Genomic DNA, 17,897 nt, shown 5'->3' on the forward strand with positions numbered 1-17,897 from the left:
CGTCCGCCGCCCCGGAGCGGGTGGACACACCGTCGGCCGCGGGCGGCGGCGCCCTGTGGCGCGTCCCGCACGGCGGACTCGTCGCCGTCCTCCTCGTGGTGATCGTCTTCACGGCCCTGCGCGCCGACTCGTTCACCACGTCGCAGAACCTCCTCAACGTGCTGCGCCAGATCAGCGTCAACGCCGTCATCGCCGGCGGCCTCACTCTGCTGATGACGGCCGGCGGCATGGACTTCTCCATGGGGTCGAACGCCGCCGTGACCACCGCGGTCGCCGCGCAGCTGCTGTCCGGCGGGCGGTCCACGGCGCTGACCGTGGTCGTCGCGCTCGTCCTCGCGGCGCTGATCGGCCTGGTCAACGGGCTGGTCGTGACGTACACCAACGTCGCCCCGTTCGTCGCGACGCTCGCCACCGCGATGCTGCTCGACGGCGTCGCCCTGCTCGTCCTGAACGGAATGAGCGTCACCATCGGCGACACGATGCAGGCCCTCGGCAACTCGACGGTCGCCGGGCTGCCGTGGCTGCTCGTGGTCGCCGTCCTCGTCCTGCTGCTCATCGGGCTCGTCATGCGGTTCACCACGTTCGGCCGGGACGCCTTCGCGATGGGCGGCAACGAGCACGTCGCCCGGCTCAGCGGCATCAACGTGCCCGCGCGCAAGCTCGCCCTCTACGCCCTCGCCGGCGCGCTCGCCGGTCTCGCGGGCCTGATGCTGCTCTCCCGCCTCGGCGCCAGCGCGCCCAACACGGCGGGCCTGCAGACCCAGTTGACGGCCGTCGCCGCCGTGGTCATCGGCGGTACGTCACTGGCGGGCGGCCGCGGCACCGTCGTCGGCACCGCGCTCGGCGTGGTCCTGCTCGGCGTCGTCGCCAACGCCCTCAACCTGCTCCAGGTCAACAGCAACTACCAACTCGTCGTCACCGGAGCCGTGTTGCTCGTCGCCGCGATCATCAACGGCTTCCAGCACCGCAACGACCCCGGCCACCACTGAAAGGTGAGACCCACATGACCTCCACCGCCCGCTCCCGCAGACTCCTCGCGGCCTCGATCGCCGGTGTCACCGCGCTGCTGCTCTCCGGCTGCGCAGACAGCAGCGCCGACAGCGCAGGAGCCGGCGACGGCTCCGTCACCCTCGGCTTCGTCAACGGCGCCAACACCCACTTCCACACCTGTCTGCAGAAGGCCGTCGAGCAGACCGCGAAGACGAAGGACGCGAAGGTCTACTCGGCCAACTCCAAGCAGGACGCCGGGACCGAGCTGTCCAACATCGAGGACATGATCTCCCGGAACGTGGACGCCCTGATCGTGCAGACGGTCAACGTCGACGCCCTCGACGGGGACATCGCCAAGGCCAAGGCCGCGGGCATCCCGATCTACCTGACGTCCGTCAGCACCGACAAAGTCTCCGACATCCTGGGTGCGGCCGTCGTCGACCTCACCAAGGTCGGTCAGATGGACGCCGACTGGATCGCGAAGGACGCGGGGTCCAAGGACGTCACCGTCGGGATCGTGGCCGGGGCCCCGGGCGCCGCCTCCGACCTGCTCGTCGGCGGTTTCGAGAAGCAGCTCCCGAGCAGCGCGAAGGTCGTCGCCAACCAGCCCGGCATGTTCAACCCGGCCAAGGCGCAGGACGTCGCAGAGAACATGATCCAGGCCCACCCCGACCTGGACTACGCGTTCGTGGCGAACGAGGAGATGGCCCTCGCCGTGCGCAAGGCGTTCGACGCGGCCGGCGCCAAGAAGGTCAAGATCGTCTCGGTGAACGGATCCGAGGACGGGATCGCCGCCGTCAAGGACGGCCGGCTCCAGGCCACGGTGTCCAACTCGGCCCTCACGATCGGCGAGACAGCGGTCGAGCAGACCGTCGACCTTCTTGGTGACAAAAAGGTTGACAAAGTCAGTAAGGTCCCCCTTACTTTGATCACCGCGGACGACGTTGACCAGGCGCCCCAGTACTGCCCCAAGTAATCAGTGCTTTCTGAGGAACAGCTGAAATCGAGGGAACATGGACCGCCTGCTGCTCATGCACAGCTTCGTGACCGTCGCCCAGACCGGCAGCTTCAACGGCGCCGCCAAGAAGCTCGGCTCGTCGGGCTCCCTGGTGTCACGGCACGTCGCCGAACTGGAGCGGCAGGTCGGCGTCCGCCTCGTCAATCGCACGGCCCGCTCGGTCAGCCTCACCGAACAAGGGCTGCGCCATGCCGAATTCTGCTCACGGATACTCGAGGAAATAGCGGCGGAGGACGTCTCCATAGGCCGGCTCCACGACCGGGCCGAAGGGGCGCTCAGCATCATCTGCCCCAAATGGATCGGCAGTCTTGACCTGGGTGACGCCATCGCCGCCTTTTCCGCCGCCCACCCCAAGATCCAGGTGCGTTTCGAACTCGGCGGCATGTCCGACCGGACGTACGACTTCCTGGACAGTGGATTCGACGTGGCGTTCCACACCCGGGACCTCCGGGATTCCGGAGTGCGCCTGAAGAAGATCGCCTCGCTGCCCTTCGTGCTCTGTGCCGCCCCCGAGTACCTGGAGCGGCACGGCCGGCTCGCCGAGCCCAACGCGATCGCCGGGCACGACTGCCTGGTGCACCTCAACGACCCGGTGTGGCGCGTCGGGCACGGCCACGCCTCGACCCTGCACAAGATCCGCAACGTGGCCTTCTCGTCCAACTCGTACATCGCCCTGCAGAAGGCCGCCGTGCACGGCCGGGGCATCGGACTGCTGCCGCAGCGCCCCGCCTACGACGACCTGCTGTCCGGCGCGCTCGAAGTGCTGCTGCCCGGACTGGGCGTCCCCGACCGCCCGCTGTACGCGATCTACGGGCCGGGACAGTCGACGCCCAAAAAGGTCGCGGTGTTCCTGGAGTTCCTCACCCAATGGTTCTCCAAGAACCCCATTCCGCGGATCGCCGCCGAATCCGGCTGACCCGACCCCGCGCGCAATCAACGATTGCGGACCTCGCGCGGCAAGGCCGTTGAGACGGCCGGTGAGCAAATCTACGATCGCCGGGAGAAATGATCTGGAGTGAGGAACCGATGGGGATCCAGCGAATAGAGTCCGTCACCTACGGCGTCGCCGACGCCGACATGCTCGAAGAGGCTGTGCGGTTCTTCGAGGATTTCGGACTGTTCCTGGTGGAGCGGACCGATGAGCACGCCGTGTGCGAGACGCTCGCCGGACAGACCGTCCAGCTGGACACCGACCCCGGAGGGCACCTCCCGCCGCCCGTCGAGAGCGGCCCGACGCTGCGCGAGGTCGTCTGGGGCGTGGACACCGCCGACGCCCTCGACCGCCTCGTCACCGGACTCGGCGCGGACCGGACGGTGCGCGCGGGCGCGGACGGCGTGCACCACACCGTCGACGAGACCGGATTCGGCGTCGGCCTCACCCTCGCCCGGCCCCGTCCGCTGCACGTCACCCCGCGCCCGGCCAACGTCTCGGGCAGCGTGACCCGCTGGAACACCCCGCTGGAGCCGGTCGGCCGGGTCAGGCCGCTGCGCATGTGCCACGTCGCCCTCAACATCCCCAAGGCGGGCCGCGAGGCCGCGGTCGCCTTCTACACCGACCTGCTCGGCTTCCGCCCCACCGACGTCGTCGAGCCGATGGGCGTCTTCCTGCAGGCGCCCGGCGACGACGACCAGCACACGTTCCTGCTCTGCCACCGCCCCGACAAGCCCGGCGTCAACCACGTCGCGTACGAGGTCCCGGGCGTCGACGACGTCATCGAGGGCGGCAACCACATGATCGCCCAGGGCTGGCGCGAGGCCCGCAAGCTCGGCCGGCACACCATCGGCTCCAACATCTTCCGCTTCCTGCACGCCCCTTGCGGCGGCCGCGTCGAGTACGCCTGCGACATGGACCGGGCCGACGCCTCGTACGAGACCCGCGTCCACGAGACGGCTCCGCCGCACACCCTCTGGTCGCTGCGACAGAACCGTGACGTCGCGGGCTAGTTCGGCCTGAGCCGACCCCACGCCACGGGGCCCAGCCCCGGACCCCGCTCCTCAATCGCCGGAGGGGCTTGATTGGAGACGCCTGCCCCATGACCACCACCCCGTATCCCACCGTCCGCCTCCACATATCCGGCGAGTGGCGCGACTCCGGCTCCGGAGCGAGCGCGCCGGTCGTCAACCCCGCCACCGAAGAAGTCATCGGCGCCGTCCCGCTCGCCACCACCGCCGACCTCGACGCCGCCCTGACCGCCGCCGACCACGGCTTTCGCACCTGGCGCGCCACCCCGGTCGCCGAGCGCACCGCGATCCTGCACCGGGCCGCCGACCTGATCACCGAACGCGCCCCGGAGATCGGCCGCGTCATGACCCTGGAGCAGGGCAAGCCGGTCAAGGAGGCGACCGGCGAAGCGATCCGCACCGCGGACACCCTGCGCTGGCACGTCGAGGACGCCCGCCGCGCCTACGGCCGCACGATCCCCGCGCCGCCCGGCACGCTGCTGTCCGTGCGCCGCGAACCGGTCGGCCCCGTCGCCGCGTTCGTGCCGTGGAACTTCCCCGTCGGTGGCCCGAACCGGAAGACCTCCGCCGCGCTCGCCGCGGGCTGCTCGATGATCATCAAGGCGTCCGAGGAGACCCCGGCGACGGCCGCCGCCCTGGTCGCCTGCTACGCCGACGCGGGCCTGCCGCCCGGCGTCCTCAACCTGGTCTTCGGCGAACCGGCCGCCGTGTCCGCCCACGTGATCGCCTCACCGGTCACCCGGCTCGTCGCGTTCACCGGGTCCGTACCGGTCGGCAAGCTGCTCGCCGCCCAGGCCGGCACCGTCATGAAGCCGACCCTCATGGAGCTCGGCGGCCACGCCCCGGTCATCGTCTGCGCGGACGCCGACCCGGTGCGCGCCGCCCGCCGCGCCGCCCGCGCCAAGTTCCTCAACGCGGGCCAGGTGTGCACCTCGCCCAGCCGCTTCCTGGTCCACGAGAGCCACTACGAGGACTTCACCGCCGCGTTCGTGAAGGCGGCGGAGGAGGTGGTGGTCGGCGACGGCGCCGACGGCACGACCACCATGGGGCCGCTCGCCAACGACCGCAGACTGGCCGCCGCCGAACGCCTCACCGCCGACGCCGTGCGCCGCGGCGCCACCGTGCGCACCGGCGGACTGCGCCCCGACCGGGCCGGCTACTTCTTCCCGCCGACCGTCCTCACCGACGTACCGGACGACGCGCAGATACTCACCGAGGAGCCGTTCGCCCCGCTCGCGCCGATCCGGCCGTTCCGCGACCTGGACGACGCGCTCGCCGTCGCCAACTCCCTGCCGTTCGGGCTCGCCGCGTACGGCTTCACCGAGTCCGCCGCGACCGCCGCGAAGCTGTCCGCCGAGCTGGAGGCCGGGATCCTCTCGATCAACCACTGCGGCGGCTCCGTCCACGAGGCGCCCTCCGGCGGAGTGAAGGAGAGCGGCTACGGGCGCGAGGGCGGCCCCGAGGCGCTCGACGCCTACCTCGTCACCAAGCGCGTCTCCCACCAGCTGGAGTGAACACCCATGAGATACACCCGCGTCGAGGCCGACGGGCGGGCCCGCTGGGGGCGCGTCACCGGTGACGTGGTCGAGCTGCTCGCCGCCTCCCCGCTGGAGGGCACGCCCACGGTCACCGGCACGACGCCCCTGGCCACGGCCCGCTGGCTGCCCCCGGTGGTCCCGCCCGTCTTCTACGCCGTCGGCTTCAACTACCCGCGCCACATCGCCCACGCGAACGCCGCGACCCCCGACCGGCCGGAGGTCGGCTACCGCGCCAACAACGCGCTCACCGGCCACCGTTCGCCCGTGGTGCGGCCCGCCGACGTCACCGGCCGGTTCGAGGCCGAACCCGAACTCGTCGCCGTCATCGGGGCGACCCTGCGGCACGCCTCGTACGACCAGGCGCGGGCCGGGATCTTCGGCTGGACCATCGGCAACGACATCAGCGCCCGCACCTGGCAGCACACCGACCGCACGTTCTGGCGCGCCAAGAACAGCGACACGTTCAAGCCGATGGGCCCCTGGATCGAGACCGACGTCGACGCCCTCGCGCAGACCACGACACTCCGGGTGAACGGCGCCGTCCGCGCGGCGTTCCCGACCGGCGACATGGTCTTCGACCCCTACGACTACATCGTCGAGATGAGCCGGCACCTCACCCTGCACCCCGGCGACGTGCTGTGGATGGGCGCGGAGGCCACCTGCCGGCTGGAGCCGGGCGACACCGTCGACGTCGAGATCAGCGGCATCGGGGTGCTCTCCAACCCCGTACGCCTGGAATGCCCTCCCGAAAGGACCCGCCCGTGAGCAAGGAACCCCGCTACATCCACCACGTCAACTTCCCCACCACCGACCCCGACCGGACCGCCGCCTGGTACACGGCCGTCTTCGGGATGAAGCGGATCATGCCCAAGTCCAACACCCGCGTGGTGCTGATGACCCGGGGCGCCTTCGACCTGCACTTCACCCCGGTCGAGGAGATGGAGCGCATGGCGCCCTACCACTTCGCCGTCGAGGTCGACGACTGGGACGACTTCCTCGACCACCTCAAGGAGCTGGGCATCCGGCACACCCGCCCGATCCAGCGCCCCGAGAACCAGTCGAAGTTCTGCTACATCCACGATCCCGACCACACCATGATCGAAATCGTGTACCACGCCAAGCGTCCCAACTGACCTGCTGTCCAAGGGAGTCACCGCCATGCCCTACACCACTTCCGACGACGGCACGTCCCTCTACTACGAACGGCACGGCTCGGGACCCGCGATCCTCTTCGTGCACGGCTCCGGCGGCCACCACGCCGCCTGGTGGCAGCAAGTGGCCGCGCTGCGCGAGGAGTTCACCGTCCTCACCGTCGACCTGCGCGGCTTCGGCAAGTCCGACTCGACCATGACGGAGTTCGACGGCCAGGACTTCCCCGGCGACGTCGTCGCCGTCCTCGACCAGGAGGACGTCCACGACGCGATGCTGGTCGGCCAGTCCATCGGCTCCGTCGCGGCGCTGCGCGCCGGACTGCTGCGCCCCGAGCGCGTCACGTCCGTCGTCCTCGGCCACTCCCTGGGCGGCATCAGCCACCCGGAGCTGACCGAACTGGCCGCCGCCGACCGCGCCAGGGCCGTCGAACTCCCGGTCATCGACCGGCTGTTGACCAAACCGTTCCAGAAGGAGCGGGCCGATCTGACCTTCCTGTTCCAGCAGATGGGCACCTTCAACGTCGCCAGGATGGCCGATCTGCGCAACCTCGACACGAACGGCCCGACCCTCGACGACCTCACCGCGTCCGGCCTCCGCGTCGCCTTCCTCGCGGGCGAGCAGGACGCCGTACTGAGCGTCGGCACCGTCACCCGCGCCCACGAACTGCTGCCCGGCTCCCACCTGGAGATCGTCGAGGGCGCCCCGCACTCCATGTACTGGGAGACGCCGGACCGCTACAACGCCGCCGTCGCCCGGCTGCGCCGCACCCTCACTGCCGTTAAGGACCCCGCATGAGCCCCGCCCTCACCCTCGACGCCGCGGAAGAGATCATCGCCGCCGCGCACCGCCGCGCCCAGGACATCGGCAAGGCGGTCAGCGTCGCCGTCGTCGACGCGGGCGGCTTCGTCGTCGCCGTGCGCCGCCCCGACGGCGCGCGCCCGCTCACCCCGGACATCGCCCGCGCCAAGGCCTACACCGCCGCGGTCATGCAGCGCCCGGGACCGATGCTCAAGAAGTGGCAGGAGAGCCAGCCCGTCTTCTTCTCGCAGCTCTCCCAACTGCCCGGCGCGGCCCTGCCGATCATGGCCGCCGAGGGCAGCATGACCATCAAGAAGGACGGCGAGATCATCGGCGGCCTGGGCATCGCCGGCGGCACCGCCGACGAGGACCAGGTGATCGCGGAGGAAGTCCTCGGCTCCCTCGGCTACGAACTGGAGTTCGCGGCGTGGGGCGTGGCCGCCCGCCCGGCCGAGCCCGGCGGAAAGGACGCCTGACCATGGCCGACACCTTCAACTACCGCATCGACCACCACGGCAGCCTCGTCCGCCCGACGGGACTCGACCGCACCGACACCGAGTCCGTCGACGCGGCGGTCGCCGAGGCCGTCGTCCTCCAGCGCACCCTGCGCACCACGGTCGTCACCGACGGCGGCTACCCCTACGACGACGCCCTCGGCATCGTCCTCGACCACGTCGGCGGCGTGCGGCGCACGGGGGAGACGGCCGCCGACGGCAGCCCCGTCCGGGTCGCCGACACCCTCCCGAAGGCCGCGGGGCCGCTCGCGGTGGACCGGGCGCAGCGCCTCGCGGGCCTCACCGTCATCGCCCCCAAGGTGACCCTCCCGGCCCCGTCCTACCTGGCCGCCACCGTGTCGAGCCCGCTGCCCGCACGCGAGGTGGGGGAGGCGTTCGCCGGGATCGTCCGCGCCGAGATCGCCCGCCTGGTCGACGCCGGGGTCCGCCTGATCCAGCTCGACAATCCGCTGCTGCTCGCGGCGACCGGCCCCGACGACACCCCGGTGGGCGCCCTGTCGTTCGCCGACGCCCTCGCGGTCGACGCCCCCGCCACCCGCCTCGACACCCGCCCCGAGGGCGTCCGCATCGGCTACTGCCCCGGCGCGACACCGCCGGCCGCGGTGGACCGGGCCAAGGCCGGGCGGCTGTTCGCCGAGGTGACCGCCGACCGCTGGGTGCTGCCGCTGCTGACCGCGTCGGCCGCCGAACTCGACCTCGTCCGGGCGCTGCCCGAGGACCGCGACGTGTGCTTCGGCGTCGTCGACGCGGCGCGCGCGGACCCGGAGGACATCGACACGGCCCTCGACCGCCTCGACGCGGCGGGCGAGATCAAGGACCTGGAGGACGCGGCCGTCGCCCCGTCCAGCGGCTTCGCGGACGTGGCGGCCCGCCCGCTCCAGACGGCCGAGGGCCAGCGCAGGAAGCTCGTCCTGGTGGAGACCCTGGCCCGCTACATCTGGGGCAACGAGTTCTGAGCACGTGAACGCCCCCGGGACGGCGCACCACGCGGCCGTCCCGGGGGCGCAGGGCCCGAGTGCCCGGCAGGGTCTAGAGCACCTCGGCGAACGTCACCGTCCGCTCCACCAGCAGCGGCCGCACCACCCCCACGTTCAGCTCCACGAAGTGCGGCGCGGCGGCGTGCGCCTCGAACCCGGCCCGGTCCTCGTACACCTCGTACAGCACGAACCCGCCGGGCACCGCCGCCTCCGCGTGCACCTCGTACACCCGGTTCGCCGGCTCCTCGCGGGTCAGCTCGCGCAGCTTCAGCAGGGCGTCCCGCACGGTGTCCGCATCGTCGGCGGCGCAGCGGTAGCGGGCGAACACGGCGTACGCCATGGCACAACTCCTCATCGTGAAGGACCGGTTCAGCGGCGCCTCGATTGCAGCACACGACGCCGCGCGGACGACCCGCGCGCAGCGCAACCAATGACTGCCTCCTCAGGTCTGCCCGCGGCGCCGCACGTGGTGTGTCGTACATCCGGTTCCCGACACCGGAGAAAGAAGTGATCCAGATGCGTTCCGTGGAAACCCTGGTCGGCGGGGAGTGGGTGGCCGCCGGCTCCGGCGAGTGGATCGACGTGCAGAACCCGGCCGATCTGCGTACGCCCGCGTTCCGCGTCCCCGCCCTCGCCCCCGACGAGGTCACCCGCGCCTACGACCACGCCGAGCGCGGCTTCGCCGGCTGGCGGAGCACCAACCCGCTGGCCCGCGCCGCCGTCCTCACCGGCGCGGCGGCGCTGCTGCGCGAACGGGCCGGCGCGATCGCCGAGGACATCGCCACCGAGAACGGCAAGACCCGCGCCGAGGCCCACGGCGAGACCCTCAAGGCCGCCGACTTCCTGGAGTACTACGCGCTGCTCGTCGGCCGCGGCGGCTACGGCACCCTCCTGAACGACGCCCGCCCCGACACCCGCACCAGCGCCCAGCAGGAGCCGATCGGCGTCGTGCTGGCCATCACCCCGTGGAACGACCCGCTCATCACCCCGGCCCGCAAGCTCGCCCCCGCGCTCGCCGCGGGCAACGCCGTCGTCCTCAAGCCCGCCGGCGAGACGCCCGTCTCCGGCCTCCACCTGGCGCGGGCGCTGCACGACGCCGGGCTGCCCGCCGGGGTCCTCGGCGTCGTCACCGGCCGCACCGCACGGATCAGCAGCGCCCTGCTCGGCGACGCGCGCGTCGCCGCCGTCACCTTCACCGGCTCCAACGAGGTCGGCGACCGGCTGCGCACCGAGTTCGCCGCCCGCAACATCCGCTTCCAGGGCGAACTCGGCGGCAAGAACGCCTCCGTCGTGCTCGCCGACGCCGACCTGCCGAAGGCCGCGAAGACCGTCGCCGCGGCCTCCTTCGGCCAGGCCGGGCAGCGCTGCACCGCCACCAGCCGCGTCGTCGTCGAGCGGTCCGTGGCCGAGGAGTTCACCCGGCTGCTGCTCGCCGAAGTGGCGCGCATCGAACCGGGGGCCCCGCTCGCGGCGGGGACGGGCATGGGCCCCCTCTCCAGCCCCCGGCACCGGGACGGCGTGCTCGGACACATCGAGGGCGCAGTCAAGCAGGGCGCCACGGTGCTCGCCGGCGGCGACGTCCCGGCCGACGGCGACCTCGCCCACGGCTGCTACGTCCGCCCGACCGTCCTCGGCGACGTCACGGCGGACTTCGCCGTCTGGCGCGAGGAGGTCTTCGGCCCGGTGGTCGCGCTGTGCGCCGTCGACTCGTTCGAGGAGGCGGTCGCCGCCGTCAACGACTCCGGGTTCGGTCTCGCCGCGGCGGTGTTCACCCAGGACCTGACGGCCGCCCACCGGTTCGCCGACGAGGCCGAGTGCGGTCAGATCGCCGTGAACCTGACCACGCCCGGCTGGGACGTCCACCACCCCTTCGGCGGCTTCCACGCCTCCGGCTCCCCGTTCAAGGAGCAGGGCGCCGAGGCGCTGCACTTCTACACCCGCGTCAAGACGGTCGCGATCCACTACGGCGCCTGAGACGCCCGAGCCAACTCCCGGAAGGAGAGGCACGTTGGCAGACGAGACGATCGGTGTCGTCGGCGCCGGCATCGTGGGCCTGGCCACGGCCCGCGAGATCGCGCTGCGCCGCCCCGGCACCCGCGTCGTGGTCCTGGAGAAGGAGCGCGAGGTCTCCCGCCACCAGACCGGCCACAACTCCGGCGTCGTGCACGCGGGCATCTACTACCCGCCCGGCAGCCTCAAGGCGGACCTGACCGTACGGGGCGTGGCCCTGCTGCGCGCGTACTGCCAGGACCGCGGGCTGCCCTACCGCGAGATCGGCAAGCTGGTCGTGGCCGTGCGCGAGGACGAGCTGGGCCGCATGGCGCGGCTCTACGAACGGGCCAAGCACAACCACGTCCCCGAGCTGCGCACGGTCTCCCGGGAGGAGATCAAGGAGCTGGAGCCGCACGCCGGCGGCATCGCGGCGCTGCACTCCCCGCGCACCGCGATCACCGACTACCCGGCGGTCGCCCGGGAGTTCGCCAAGGACGTCACCGACTCCGGGGGAGAGGTGCGGCTCGGCTTCGAGGTCACCGGCATCACCACCGTGCCGGGCGGCGTCGAGGTCGCCTCGGGGCCCGAGCGGGTCGCGGTCGACCGGCTCGTCCTCTGCGCGGGCCTCCAGTCGGACACCGTCGCCGCGCTCGCCCGAGGCGGGCCCGAACCGCGGATCGTCCCGTTCCGCGGCGAGTACATGCTGCTCAAGCCGGAGCGGGCGGACCTGGTGCGCGGGCTGATCTACCCCGTGCCCGACCCCCGGTACCCGTTCCTGGGCGTGCACTTCACCCCGCGCGTCGACGGGACCGTCGAGGTCGGCCCGAACGCCGTCCTCGCCCTCGCCCGGGAAGGCTACCGCCGCACCCGCGTCTCACCCCGCGACCTGCTCGGCCTCGCCGCCTACCCGGGGACCTGGCGGATGGCCGCCCGGCACTGGCGCACCGGCGTCAAGGAGTACCGCGGCTCGTTCTCGGCGGCGGCGTTCATGAAGGACGCCGGCCACTACGTCCCCGGCGTCGGCGTCCACGACGTCGTGCGCGGCGGCGCGGGCGTCCGCGCCCAGGCCCTCGACCGCGACGGCACCCTCGTCGACGACTTCCGCATCCACCGGTCCGACCGGATCACGGCTGTGCGCAACGCGCCGTCGCCCGCCGCGACGGCCTCCCTCGCGATCGCCGCGCACATCGTCGACGAGGTCTTCAGGAAAACCTGAACTCCCCTGCGTACAGCGGCTTTTCACGCAAGAACAGCTTGCGCTCCCAGCTCTCCGCAAGGCCCCCGTGGCGCCCCTAACGTCGATCCCGCACCACCCCGGGACCCGCCCCACCCGGGACCCGCTCCCGCCGAATCGGCTCCGACAGAGAGAAGCAACCGCATGTTCGTCGTCGACACCCAGATCCACATCTGGAAGGAAGAGTCCCCGGACCGCCCCTGGGTCCCCGGCGCCCGCGAGCGCATCCGCCTCAACGGCCACCGCGAGGACCCCTTCAGCTACGAAGAGGCCCTGGAGCTGATGGACGAGGCCGGCGTCAACCGGGCCCTGATCCTGCCGCCGTCCTGGGAGGGCGACCGCATCGACTACGCCCTCGAAGCGTGCGAGGCGCACCCCGACCGCTTCGGCATCATGGCCCGCATTCCGCAGAACAAGCCCGAAGAGGGCAGGGCCATGCTGGCCGACTTCGCGCAGAACCCGCACGTGAAGGGCACCCGCCTCACCTTCCACCGGCCGATCGACCGCAACTGGATGATCGACGGCACCAACGACTGGTACTGGCCGCTCGCCGAGGAACTGAACATCCCGACGATGGTCCACGCGCCCATCTGGAAGCGGGAACTGGGCGAGATCGCCGGCCGCCACCCCGGCCTGAAGATCATCATCGACCACATGGGCATCATGGCCCGCTGCGTCGACGACGCGATCGGCTACTGGGTCCAGGAGACCGCCGACCTCGCCGCGCACCCCAACATCTACGTCAAGGTCTCGGCGCTGCCCGGCTACTCCACCCAGCCCTTCCCGAACAACAACATCGAGAAGTACGTGCGCGAGATGGTCGACAAGATGGGCCCGCGGCGCTGCTTCTACGGCACCGACATCACCCGGCTGCTCGGCCACGGCATCACGTACACCGACACCATCGAACAGTTCACCAAGCACTGGGACTTCACGCCCGACGAGCTCGAATGGATCATGGGCCGGGGCATCGCCGAGGTCCTGAACTGGCCGATCGAGGGCTGAGGAACCACCAGAGATGACGCACACCGAACGTACTGAAGGCGTCGACGGCGGAGACGCTCTGGTATCCGCCTTCAACGCCGTCGGCGCCGACTACCTGTTCTGCTCCTCGGGATCCGAATGGGCCCCGGTGTGGGAGTCCCTCGCCCGCCGGCACCGCGACGGACTCCCCGCCCCGCGCTACCTCGACCTCACGCACGAGACCGTGGCGGCGGGCATGGCCACCGGATACGGGCTGCTCAAGCGCCGCCCGCAGGGCGTCCTGCTGCACGCCGCCCCCGGACTGCTCCAGGGGTCGATGGCGATCCACGGGGCGCTGCTGGCCGGCGTCCCCATGGTGGTCTCGTCGTCCGAGTCCACGACGTACGGGGACGGGCCCGGCCAGGACCCGGGCGGCCAGTGGTACCGCAACCTGTCGATCGTGGGCGGCCCGCACGGCATCGCCCGGCCGTTCACCAAGTGGGCCACGGAGGCCGCCAGCGTGCACACGCTGCCCGCCATGGTCACGCGGGCCGCCGAACTGGCCCGGCGGGCCCCGGCCGGGCCCGCGTACCTGAACATCCCCCTGGAGATCCTCCTGGAGGACTGGGACGGCCGCGAGGCCAAGCCGGTCGTGGAGCCCGGCACCACTCACAGCTCGCCCGAACAGGTCGACGCCGTCGCCGCGTTGCTGCGCACGGCGGAGAACCCGGTGATCGTCACCGAGACCGCGGGCCGCGAGACGGGCGGCTTCGAGGCGCTCGTCGCGTTCGCCGAGGCCTGGCAGATCCCGGTCGTCGAACCCGACGCGGCGGTGTGCGCCAACTTCCCGCGCACCCATCCGCTGCACGCGGGCGCCGACATCGGCCCCTGGATGGACGAGGCCGACCTGATCCTCCTCGTCAACTGCCGCGCCCCGTTCTACCCGCCGTCCCGCCGCCCCTCGAAGGCGACGGTCGTCGTCGTCGACGAGGTGCCGCAGCGCCCGCACGTCGTCCACCAGGTCCTCTTCGCCGACCACTACCTGGAGGGCAACGTCACCCACACGCTGCGCCAGCTCGCCAAGCGGGCCCGGGACCTCGACGGTCCGTCGGTGGCGGCCCGGCGCGCCGCACAGGAGGAGCGGCACGCCGCCGAGCAGGTGGCGATCGCCGAGGCCGAGACCCGGGCGGCCACGGCCACCGGCGAGGGCGTCGACCCCGTCCTCGTCGCCGCCACCCTGCGGACCCTGCTCGACGGCCGCGACGCCATCGTCGTCGACGAGACCATCACGCACAGCCGCACCGTCAAGCGCCACCTCAGGACCGCCGCGCCCGACGCGTACTTCTACGTGCAGGGCGGCCTCGGCCAGGGCATCGCGGTCGCCCTCGGCGTCAAACTCGCCGAGCCGGAGCGCCCGGTGGTGCTCACCGTCGGCGACGGCGCCTTCGCCTACAACCCCGTGATCCCGTCGTACGACGCGTCCACGGCGTACGGACTCCCGCTGCTCGTCGTCGTGTTCAACAACCGTGTCTACAAGTCGATGAACCTCAACCACCGGCGCTTCTACCCGGACGGCGCCGCCGCCGAGACCGGCGAATGGCTCGGCACCGATCTGCACCGGCTGCCGCGCCTGGCCGCCTTCGCCGAACCGTTCGGCCTGCACACCGAGACCGTCGACGCTCCCGACGCCCTCGCCGCCGCCCTGGAGCGGGCGCTCAAGGCCGTGGCCGACGGCACGACCGCCGTCGTCGACGTCCTCGTGAACCGCTGACCCCGAAGGAACCCCCTATGCCCGAGAAGACCCTGGTCGCCGCGGCCGACCTGCGCACCTTCGCCGCCGCCCTCCTGGAGAAGGGCGGCCTGACCGCCGAGCACGCCGCCACCACCGCCGACGTGTTCGTCTGGGCCGCCCGGCGCGGCGTCGAATCGCACGGCATCGCGCGCGTGCCCGCCTACCTCGACCTGCTGGCCAAGGGCGTCGCCAACCCCGCGCCCCGGCTGACCCTGGAGTCCACCGCGCCCGCCGCGGCCGTCATCGACGCCGACCGCGCGCCCGGACCGGTCGCGCTGACCGCCGCCGCCGACGAGGCGGTGACCCGGGCCCGCAGCCAGGGCATCGCGTCCGTCGGCGTACGGCAGACCGTGCACACCGGCGCCATCGGCTACTACGTGTCGAAGATCGCCGACGCGGGCCTGGTCGGCATCGGCTTCGTCGCCGGCATGCCCAACATGGGCTACACCGGCGTCAAGGGCCCGGCCGTCGCCACCAGCCCGCTCGCCGTCGCCGTCCCCGCCCGCGACCACGCGCCGCTGCTCCTCGACATGGCCACCGCCACCATCGCCCTCGGCAGGATCCGCCAGGCCAGGGCGGCCGGCACCCCCCTCCCCGAAGGCGCCGCCGCCACCGCCGACGGCACGCCCACCACGGACCCCGCCGAGGCCGTCATGCCGCTGCCGCTCGGCGGCGCCAAGGGCTCCGGCATGTCCCTCGCCTTCGAACTGCTCACCAGCGTCCTCGTCGGCGCGCCGATCTTCGCGGCCTTCCACGCGGACGACCCGGCGGGCCGCAAGCACCGGCAGAACGCCCTCCTCGTCGCCATCGACCCGGCGGCGTTCGGCGGCACGGCCGACTTCCTGGCCGACACCGACGCGACGCTCGCCGCCCTCAAGGGACTTCCGGCGGCGGACGACGCGGCGGGGGTGTACTACCCGGGCGAGCGCAGCGCGGCGATCGCCGCGCAACGGGACGCCGCCGGGATCCCCGTCGCACCGAAGGTCTGGCAGCAGCTGACGGCGGCGGCCGCCGAACGCGGGGTGCCGCTCCCGGCCACCGCGGGCTGAGCCCCCGGAAAACACGTGGACCCTGCACCCGCCGCCGCGGGACACTTCCCTCTCGTCCGGCTACGGAGGGTGAGGAAGTGGGAACGCCCGGTTCACCGAACAGCACACCCGGGCGCGGCGCGGTCCTGCTCGCGCTGCGCCTCTACGGACGGGAGCTGGCCCGCCAGCGCCGGCTCACCGTCCCCGCCCTGCTGCTCCCGGCACTCGGCAACATCGGCCTCAACTACGTGGCACCGCTGCTCGTCGCCAAACTCGTCGGCGAGATCGCCGGCGCGGGCACCGTCAGCGTCACCGACTCACTGCCGTACGTCCTCGGCTTCGCCGGCGTCCTGCTGCTCGCCGAGACGCTCTGGCGCCTCGGCTTCCACTGCCTCAACCGCCTGGACGCCCGCGGCGTCGAGCGGCTCTACGTCTTCGGCATGGACGAGCTGTACGCCAAGGACGCCACCTTCTTCCACGACAACTTCGCCGGCTCGTTGACCAAGCGCGTGCTGAGCTTCGCGTCCCGCTTCGAGGAGTTCATCGACACCCTCGTCTTCCAGGTCACCGGCAGCCTCGTGCCGCTGCTGTTCGGCTCGGTGGTGCTCTGGCGCTACGAACCGCTGCTCGTCGTCGGCCTGCTGTCGATGATCACGCTGACCGCCGTGTGCGTGGCGCCCCTCATCCGCCGCCGCCAGCGGCTCGTCGACGCACGCGAGGAGGCCATCGCCAAGGTCGCGGGGCACGTCGCCGACAGCCTGATGAACATGGACACCGTCCGGGCGTTCGCCGCCGAGGAACGCGAGGCCGACGAGCACCGCACCCGCGTCGCCGAGTCCCGCCGACTGATGCTCCGCTCCTGGGACTACGGCAACCTGCGCATCGACACCGTCGTCGCCCCGCTGTCCGTCCTCACCAACGCCCTCGGCCTGCTGCTCGCGGTCACGCTCGGCGCCGGCCACGGCGTCGAGGGCGTCGTCGTCGCCTTCACGTACTACACGAACGCGACCCGGATCATGTTCGACTTCAACCAGATCTACCGCCGCCTGGAAAGCTCGATGACGGAGGCCGCGCAGTTCACGCAGCTGCTCCTCGACCCGCCGACCGTCCTCGACCCGCCGGCCCCCGAACCCGTGCGCCCCGGCCGCGCCGACGTCCGCTTCGAGAAGGTGACCTTCGCCCACGCCGGCGGCAGGCCCCTCTTCGAAGGACTCGACCTGGACGTGCCCGACGGCGCCCGCGTCGGCTTCGTCGGCCGGTCCGGCGGCGGCAAGACCACCCTGACCCGGCTGCTGCTGCGGATGACCGACATCCAGGGCGGCCGCATCCTCATCGGCGGCCAGGACATCGCCGCCCTGCGCCAGAAGGACCTGCGCGGCCTGATCGCGTACGTCCCCCAGGACCCGGCCATGTTCCACCGCAGCCTGCGCGACAACATCGCCTTCGCCCGCCCCGACGCCACCGACGCCGACATCCGCCGCGCGGCCGAGGCGGCCCACGTCACGGAGTTCGCCGACACCCTCCCCGACGGCTTCGCCACGATGGTCGGCGAGCGCGGCATCAAACTCTCCGGCGGCCAGCGCCAGCGCGTCGCCCTGGCCCGCGCCATCCTGCGCGACGCCCCGATCCTGCTGCTCGACGAGGCAACCAGCGCCCTGGACTCCGAGAGCGAGGTCCTCGTCCAGGAAGCGCTGTGGCGCCTCATGGAGGGCCGCACCGCCCTCGTCGTCGCCCACCGCCTCAGCACGGTCGCCGGCATGGACCGCCTCGTCGTCCTCGACCGCGGCCGGATCGTGGAACAGGGCACGCACCAGCACCTGCTCGACGCGGACGGCACCTACGCCCGCCTGTGGCTGCACCAGTCGGGCGGCTTCCTGGACGAGACCCCCGAGGACGACGGAGCCCAGCGGGTCGGGCTGCAACCGTGAGGGGGTACGG

Annotated in this window: 17 protein-coding genes; 16 read left to right on the forward strand and 1 reads right to left on the reverse strand. The window is 72.1% G+C overall.

The annotated features are described in order from the left end of the window. Window positions 1-20: 20 nt before the first annotated feature. The 10 genes from M4J07_RS24625 (at window position 21) to M4J07_RS24670 (ending at window position 8,929) form a co-directional block, all read left to right on the forward strand. Window positions 21-989 carry an ABC transporter permease gene (locus M4J07_RS24625; RefSeq protein WP_255975204.1) on the forward strand — a complete coding sequence of 323 codons (969 nt, stop codon included), beginning with the start codon at window positions 21-23 and terminating at the stop codon, window positions 987-989. A gap of 14 nt (window positions 990-1,003) precedes the next feature. Continuing rightward, window positions 1,004-1,966: a sugar ABC transporter substrate-binding protein gene (locus M4J07_RS24630; RefSeq protein ID WP_255975175.1), complete on the forward strand. Its 963-nt coding sequence runs from the start codon at window positions 1,004-1,006 to the stop codon at window positions 1,964-1,966. Between the two features lie 37 nt (window positions 1,967-2,003). Further along, entirely contained in the window at window positions 2,004-2,924 is a 921-nt protein-coding gene (locus M4J07_RS24635; RefSeq protein ID WP_255975176.1) for a LysR family transcriptional regulator, read from the forward strand. Between the two features lie 110 nt (window positions 2,925-3,034). Continuing rightward, entirely contained in the window at window positions 3,035-3,952 is a 918-nt protein-coding gene (locus M4J07_RS24640) for a VOC family protein (RefSeq protein ID WP_255975177.1), read from the forward strand. A gap of 89 nt (window positions 3,953-4,041) precedes the next feature. Then, a complete protein-coding gene (locus M4J07_RS24645; protein ID WP_255975178.1) occupies window positions 4,042-5,484 on the forward strand; it encodes an NAD-dependent succinate-semialdehyde dehydrogenase in 1,443 nt (480 codons plus the stop codon). Window positions 5,485-5,490: 6 nt separating this feature from the next. After that, entirely contained in the window at window positions 5,491-6,273 is a 783-nt protein-coding gene (locus M4J07_RS24650; RefSeq protein ID WP_255975179.1) for a fumarylacetoacetate hydrolase family protein, read from the forward strand. Further along, window positions 6,270-6,641, forward strand: a complete 372-nt coding sequence (locus M4J07_RS24655; RefSeq protein WP_255975180.1) for a VOC family protein — start codon at window positions 6,270-6,272, stop codon at window positions 6,639-6,641. Before M4J07_RS24650 ends, M4J07_RS24655 begins: the two co-directional genes overlap by 4 nt. Window positions 6,642-6,666: 25 nt before the next feature. Further along, window positions 6,667-7,455 (forward strand): alpha/beta fold hydrolase, encoded by a 789-nt coding sequence (locus tag M4J07_RS24660; RefSeq protein WP_255975181.1) that lies wholly within the window; start codon window positions 6,667-6,669, stop codon window positions 7,453-7,455. Then, the gene (locus M4J07_RS24665) at window positions 7,452-7,934 is read left to right on the forward strand and encodes a GlcG/HbpS family heme-binding protein (RefSeq protein ID WP_255975182.1); all 483 of its coding nucleotides are present in this window, start codon (window positions 7,452-7,454) and stop codon (window positions 7,932-7,934) included. The genes M4J07_RS24660 and M4J07_RS24665 overlap by 4 nt, the downstream gene beginning before the upstream one ends. A 2-nt stretch (window positions 7,935-7,936) precedes the next feature. After that, window positions 7,937-8,929 carry a methionine synthase II (cobalamin-independent)-like protein gene (locus M4J07_RS24670; protein ID WP_255975183.1) on the forward strand — a complete coding sequence of 331 codons (993 nt, stop codon included), beginning with the start codon at window positions 7,937-7,939 and terminating at the stop codon, window positions 8,927-8,929. Window positions 8,930-9,002: 73 nt separating this feature from the next. Here M4J07_RS24670 and M4J07_RS24675 read toward each other — a convergent pair whose 3' ends face one another. Then, window positions 9,003-9,290, reverse strand: a complete 288-nt coding sequence (locus tag M4J07_RS24675; protein ID WP_255975184.1) for a putative quinol monooxygenase — start codon at window positions 9,288-9,290, stop codon at window positions 9,003-9,005. A gap of 176 nt (window positions 9,291-9,466) precedes the next feature. Between M4J07_RS24675 and M4J07_RS24680 the strand changes: the two genes are divergently transcribed. The 6 genes from M4J07_RS24680 to M4J07_RS24705 all read left to right on the forward strand — a co-directional run bounded on the left by M4J07_RS24680 (window position 9,467) and on the right by M4J07_RS24705 (window position 17,887). Beyond that, entirely contained in the window at window positions 9,467-10,924 is a 1,458-nt protein-coding gene (locus tag M4J07_RS24680; RefSeq protein ID WP_255975185.1) for an aldehyde dehydrogenase family protein, read from the forward strand. A gap of 34 nt (window positions 10,925-10,958) precedes the next feature. Beyond that, complete coding sequence (gene lhgO / locus M4J07_RS24685) at window positions 10,959-12,158, forward strand: L-2-hydroxyglutarate oxidase (protein ID WP_255975186.1); 1,200 nt, start codon at window positions 10,959-10,961, stop codon at window positions 12,156-12,158. Between the two features lie 162 nt (window positions 12,159-12,320). Further along, on the forward strand, window positions 12,321-13,181 hold the full coding sequence (locus M4J07_RS24690) for an amidohydrolase family protein (RefSeq protein ID WP_255975187.1): 861 nt from the start codon (window positions 12,321-12,323) through the stop codon (window positions 13,179-13,181). 13 nt (window positions 13,182-13,194) lie between these two features. Then, window positions 13,195-14,910 (forward strand): thiamine pyrophosphate-dependent enzyme, encoded by a 1,716-nt coding sequence (locus tag M4J07_RS24695; protein ID WP_255975188.1) that lies wholly within the window; start codon window positions 13,195-13,197, stop codon window positions 14,908-14,910. Window positions 14,911-14,927: 17 nt separating this feature from the next. Next, on the forward strand, window positions 14,928-15,980 hold the full coding sequence (locus tag M4J07_RS24700) for an Ldh family oxidoreductase (protein ID WP_255975189.1): 1,053 nt from the start codon (window positions 14,928-14,930) through the stop codon (window positions 15,978-15,980). Window positions 15,981-16,057: 77 nt separating this feature from the next. Further along, window positions 16,058-17,887 carry an ABC transporter ATP-binding protein gene (locus M4J07_RS24705; protein ID WP_255975190.1) on the forward strand — a complete coding sequence of 610 codons (1,830 nt, stop codon included), beginning with the start codon at window positions 16,058-16,060 and terminating at the stop codon, window positions 17,885-17,887. The last annotated feature ends 10 nt before the right edge of the window (window positions 17,888-17,897 follow it).

The organism is Streptomyces longispororuber (assembly GCF_024448165.1).
Classification (GTDB): Bacteria; Actinomycetota; Actinomycetes; order Streptomycetales; family Streptomycetaceae; genus Streptomyces; species Streptomyces longispororuber_A.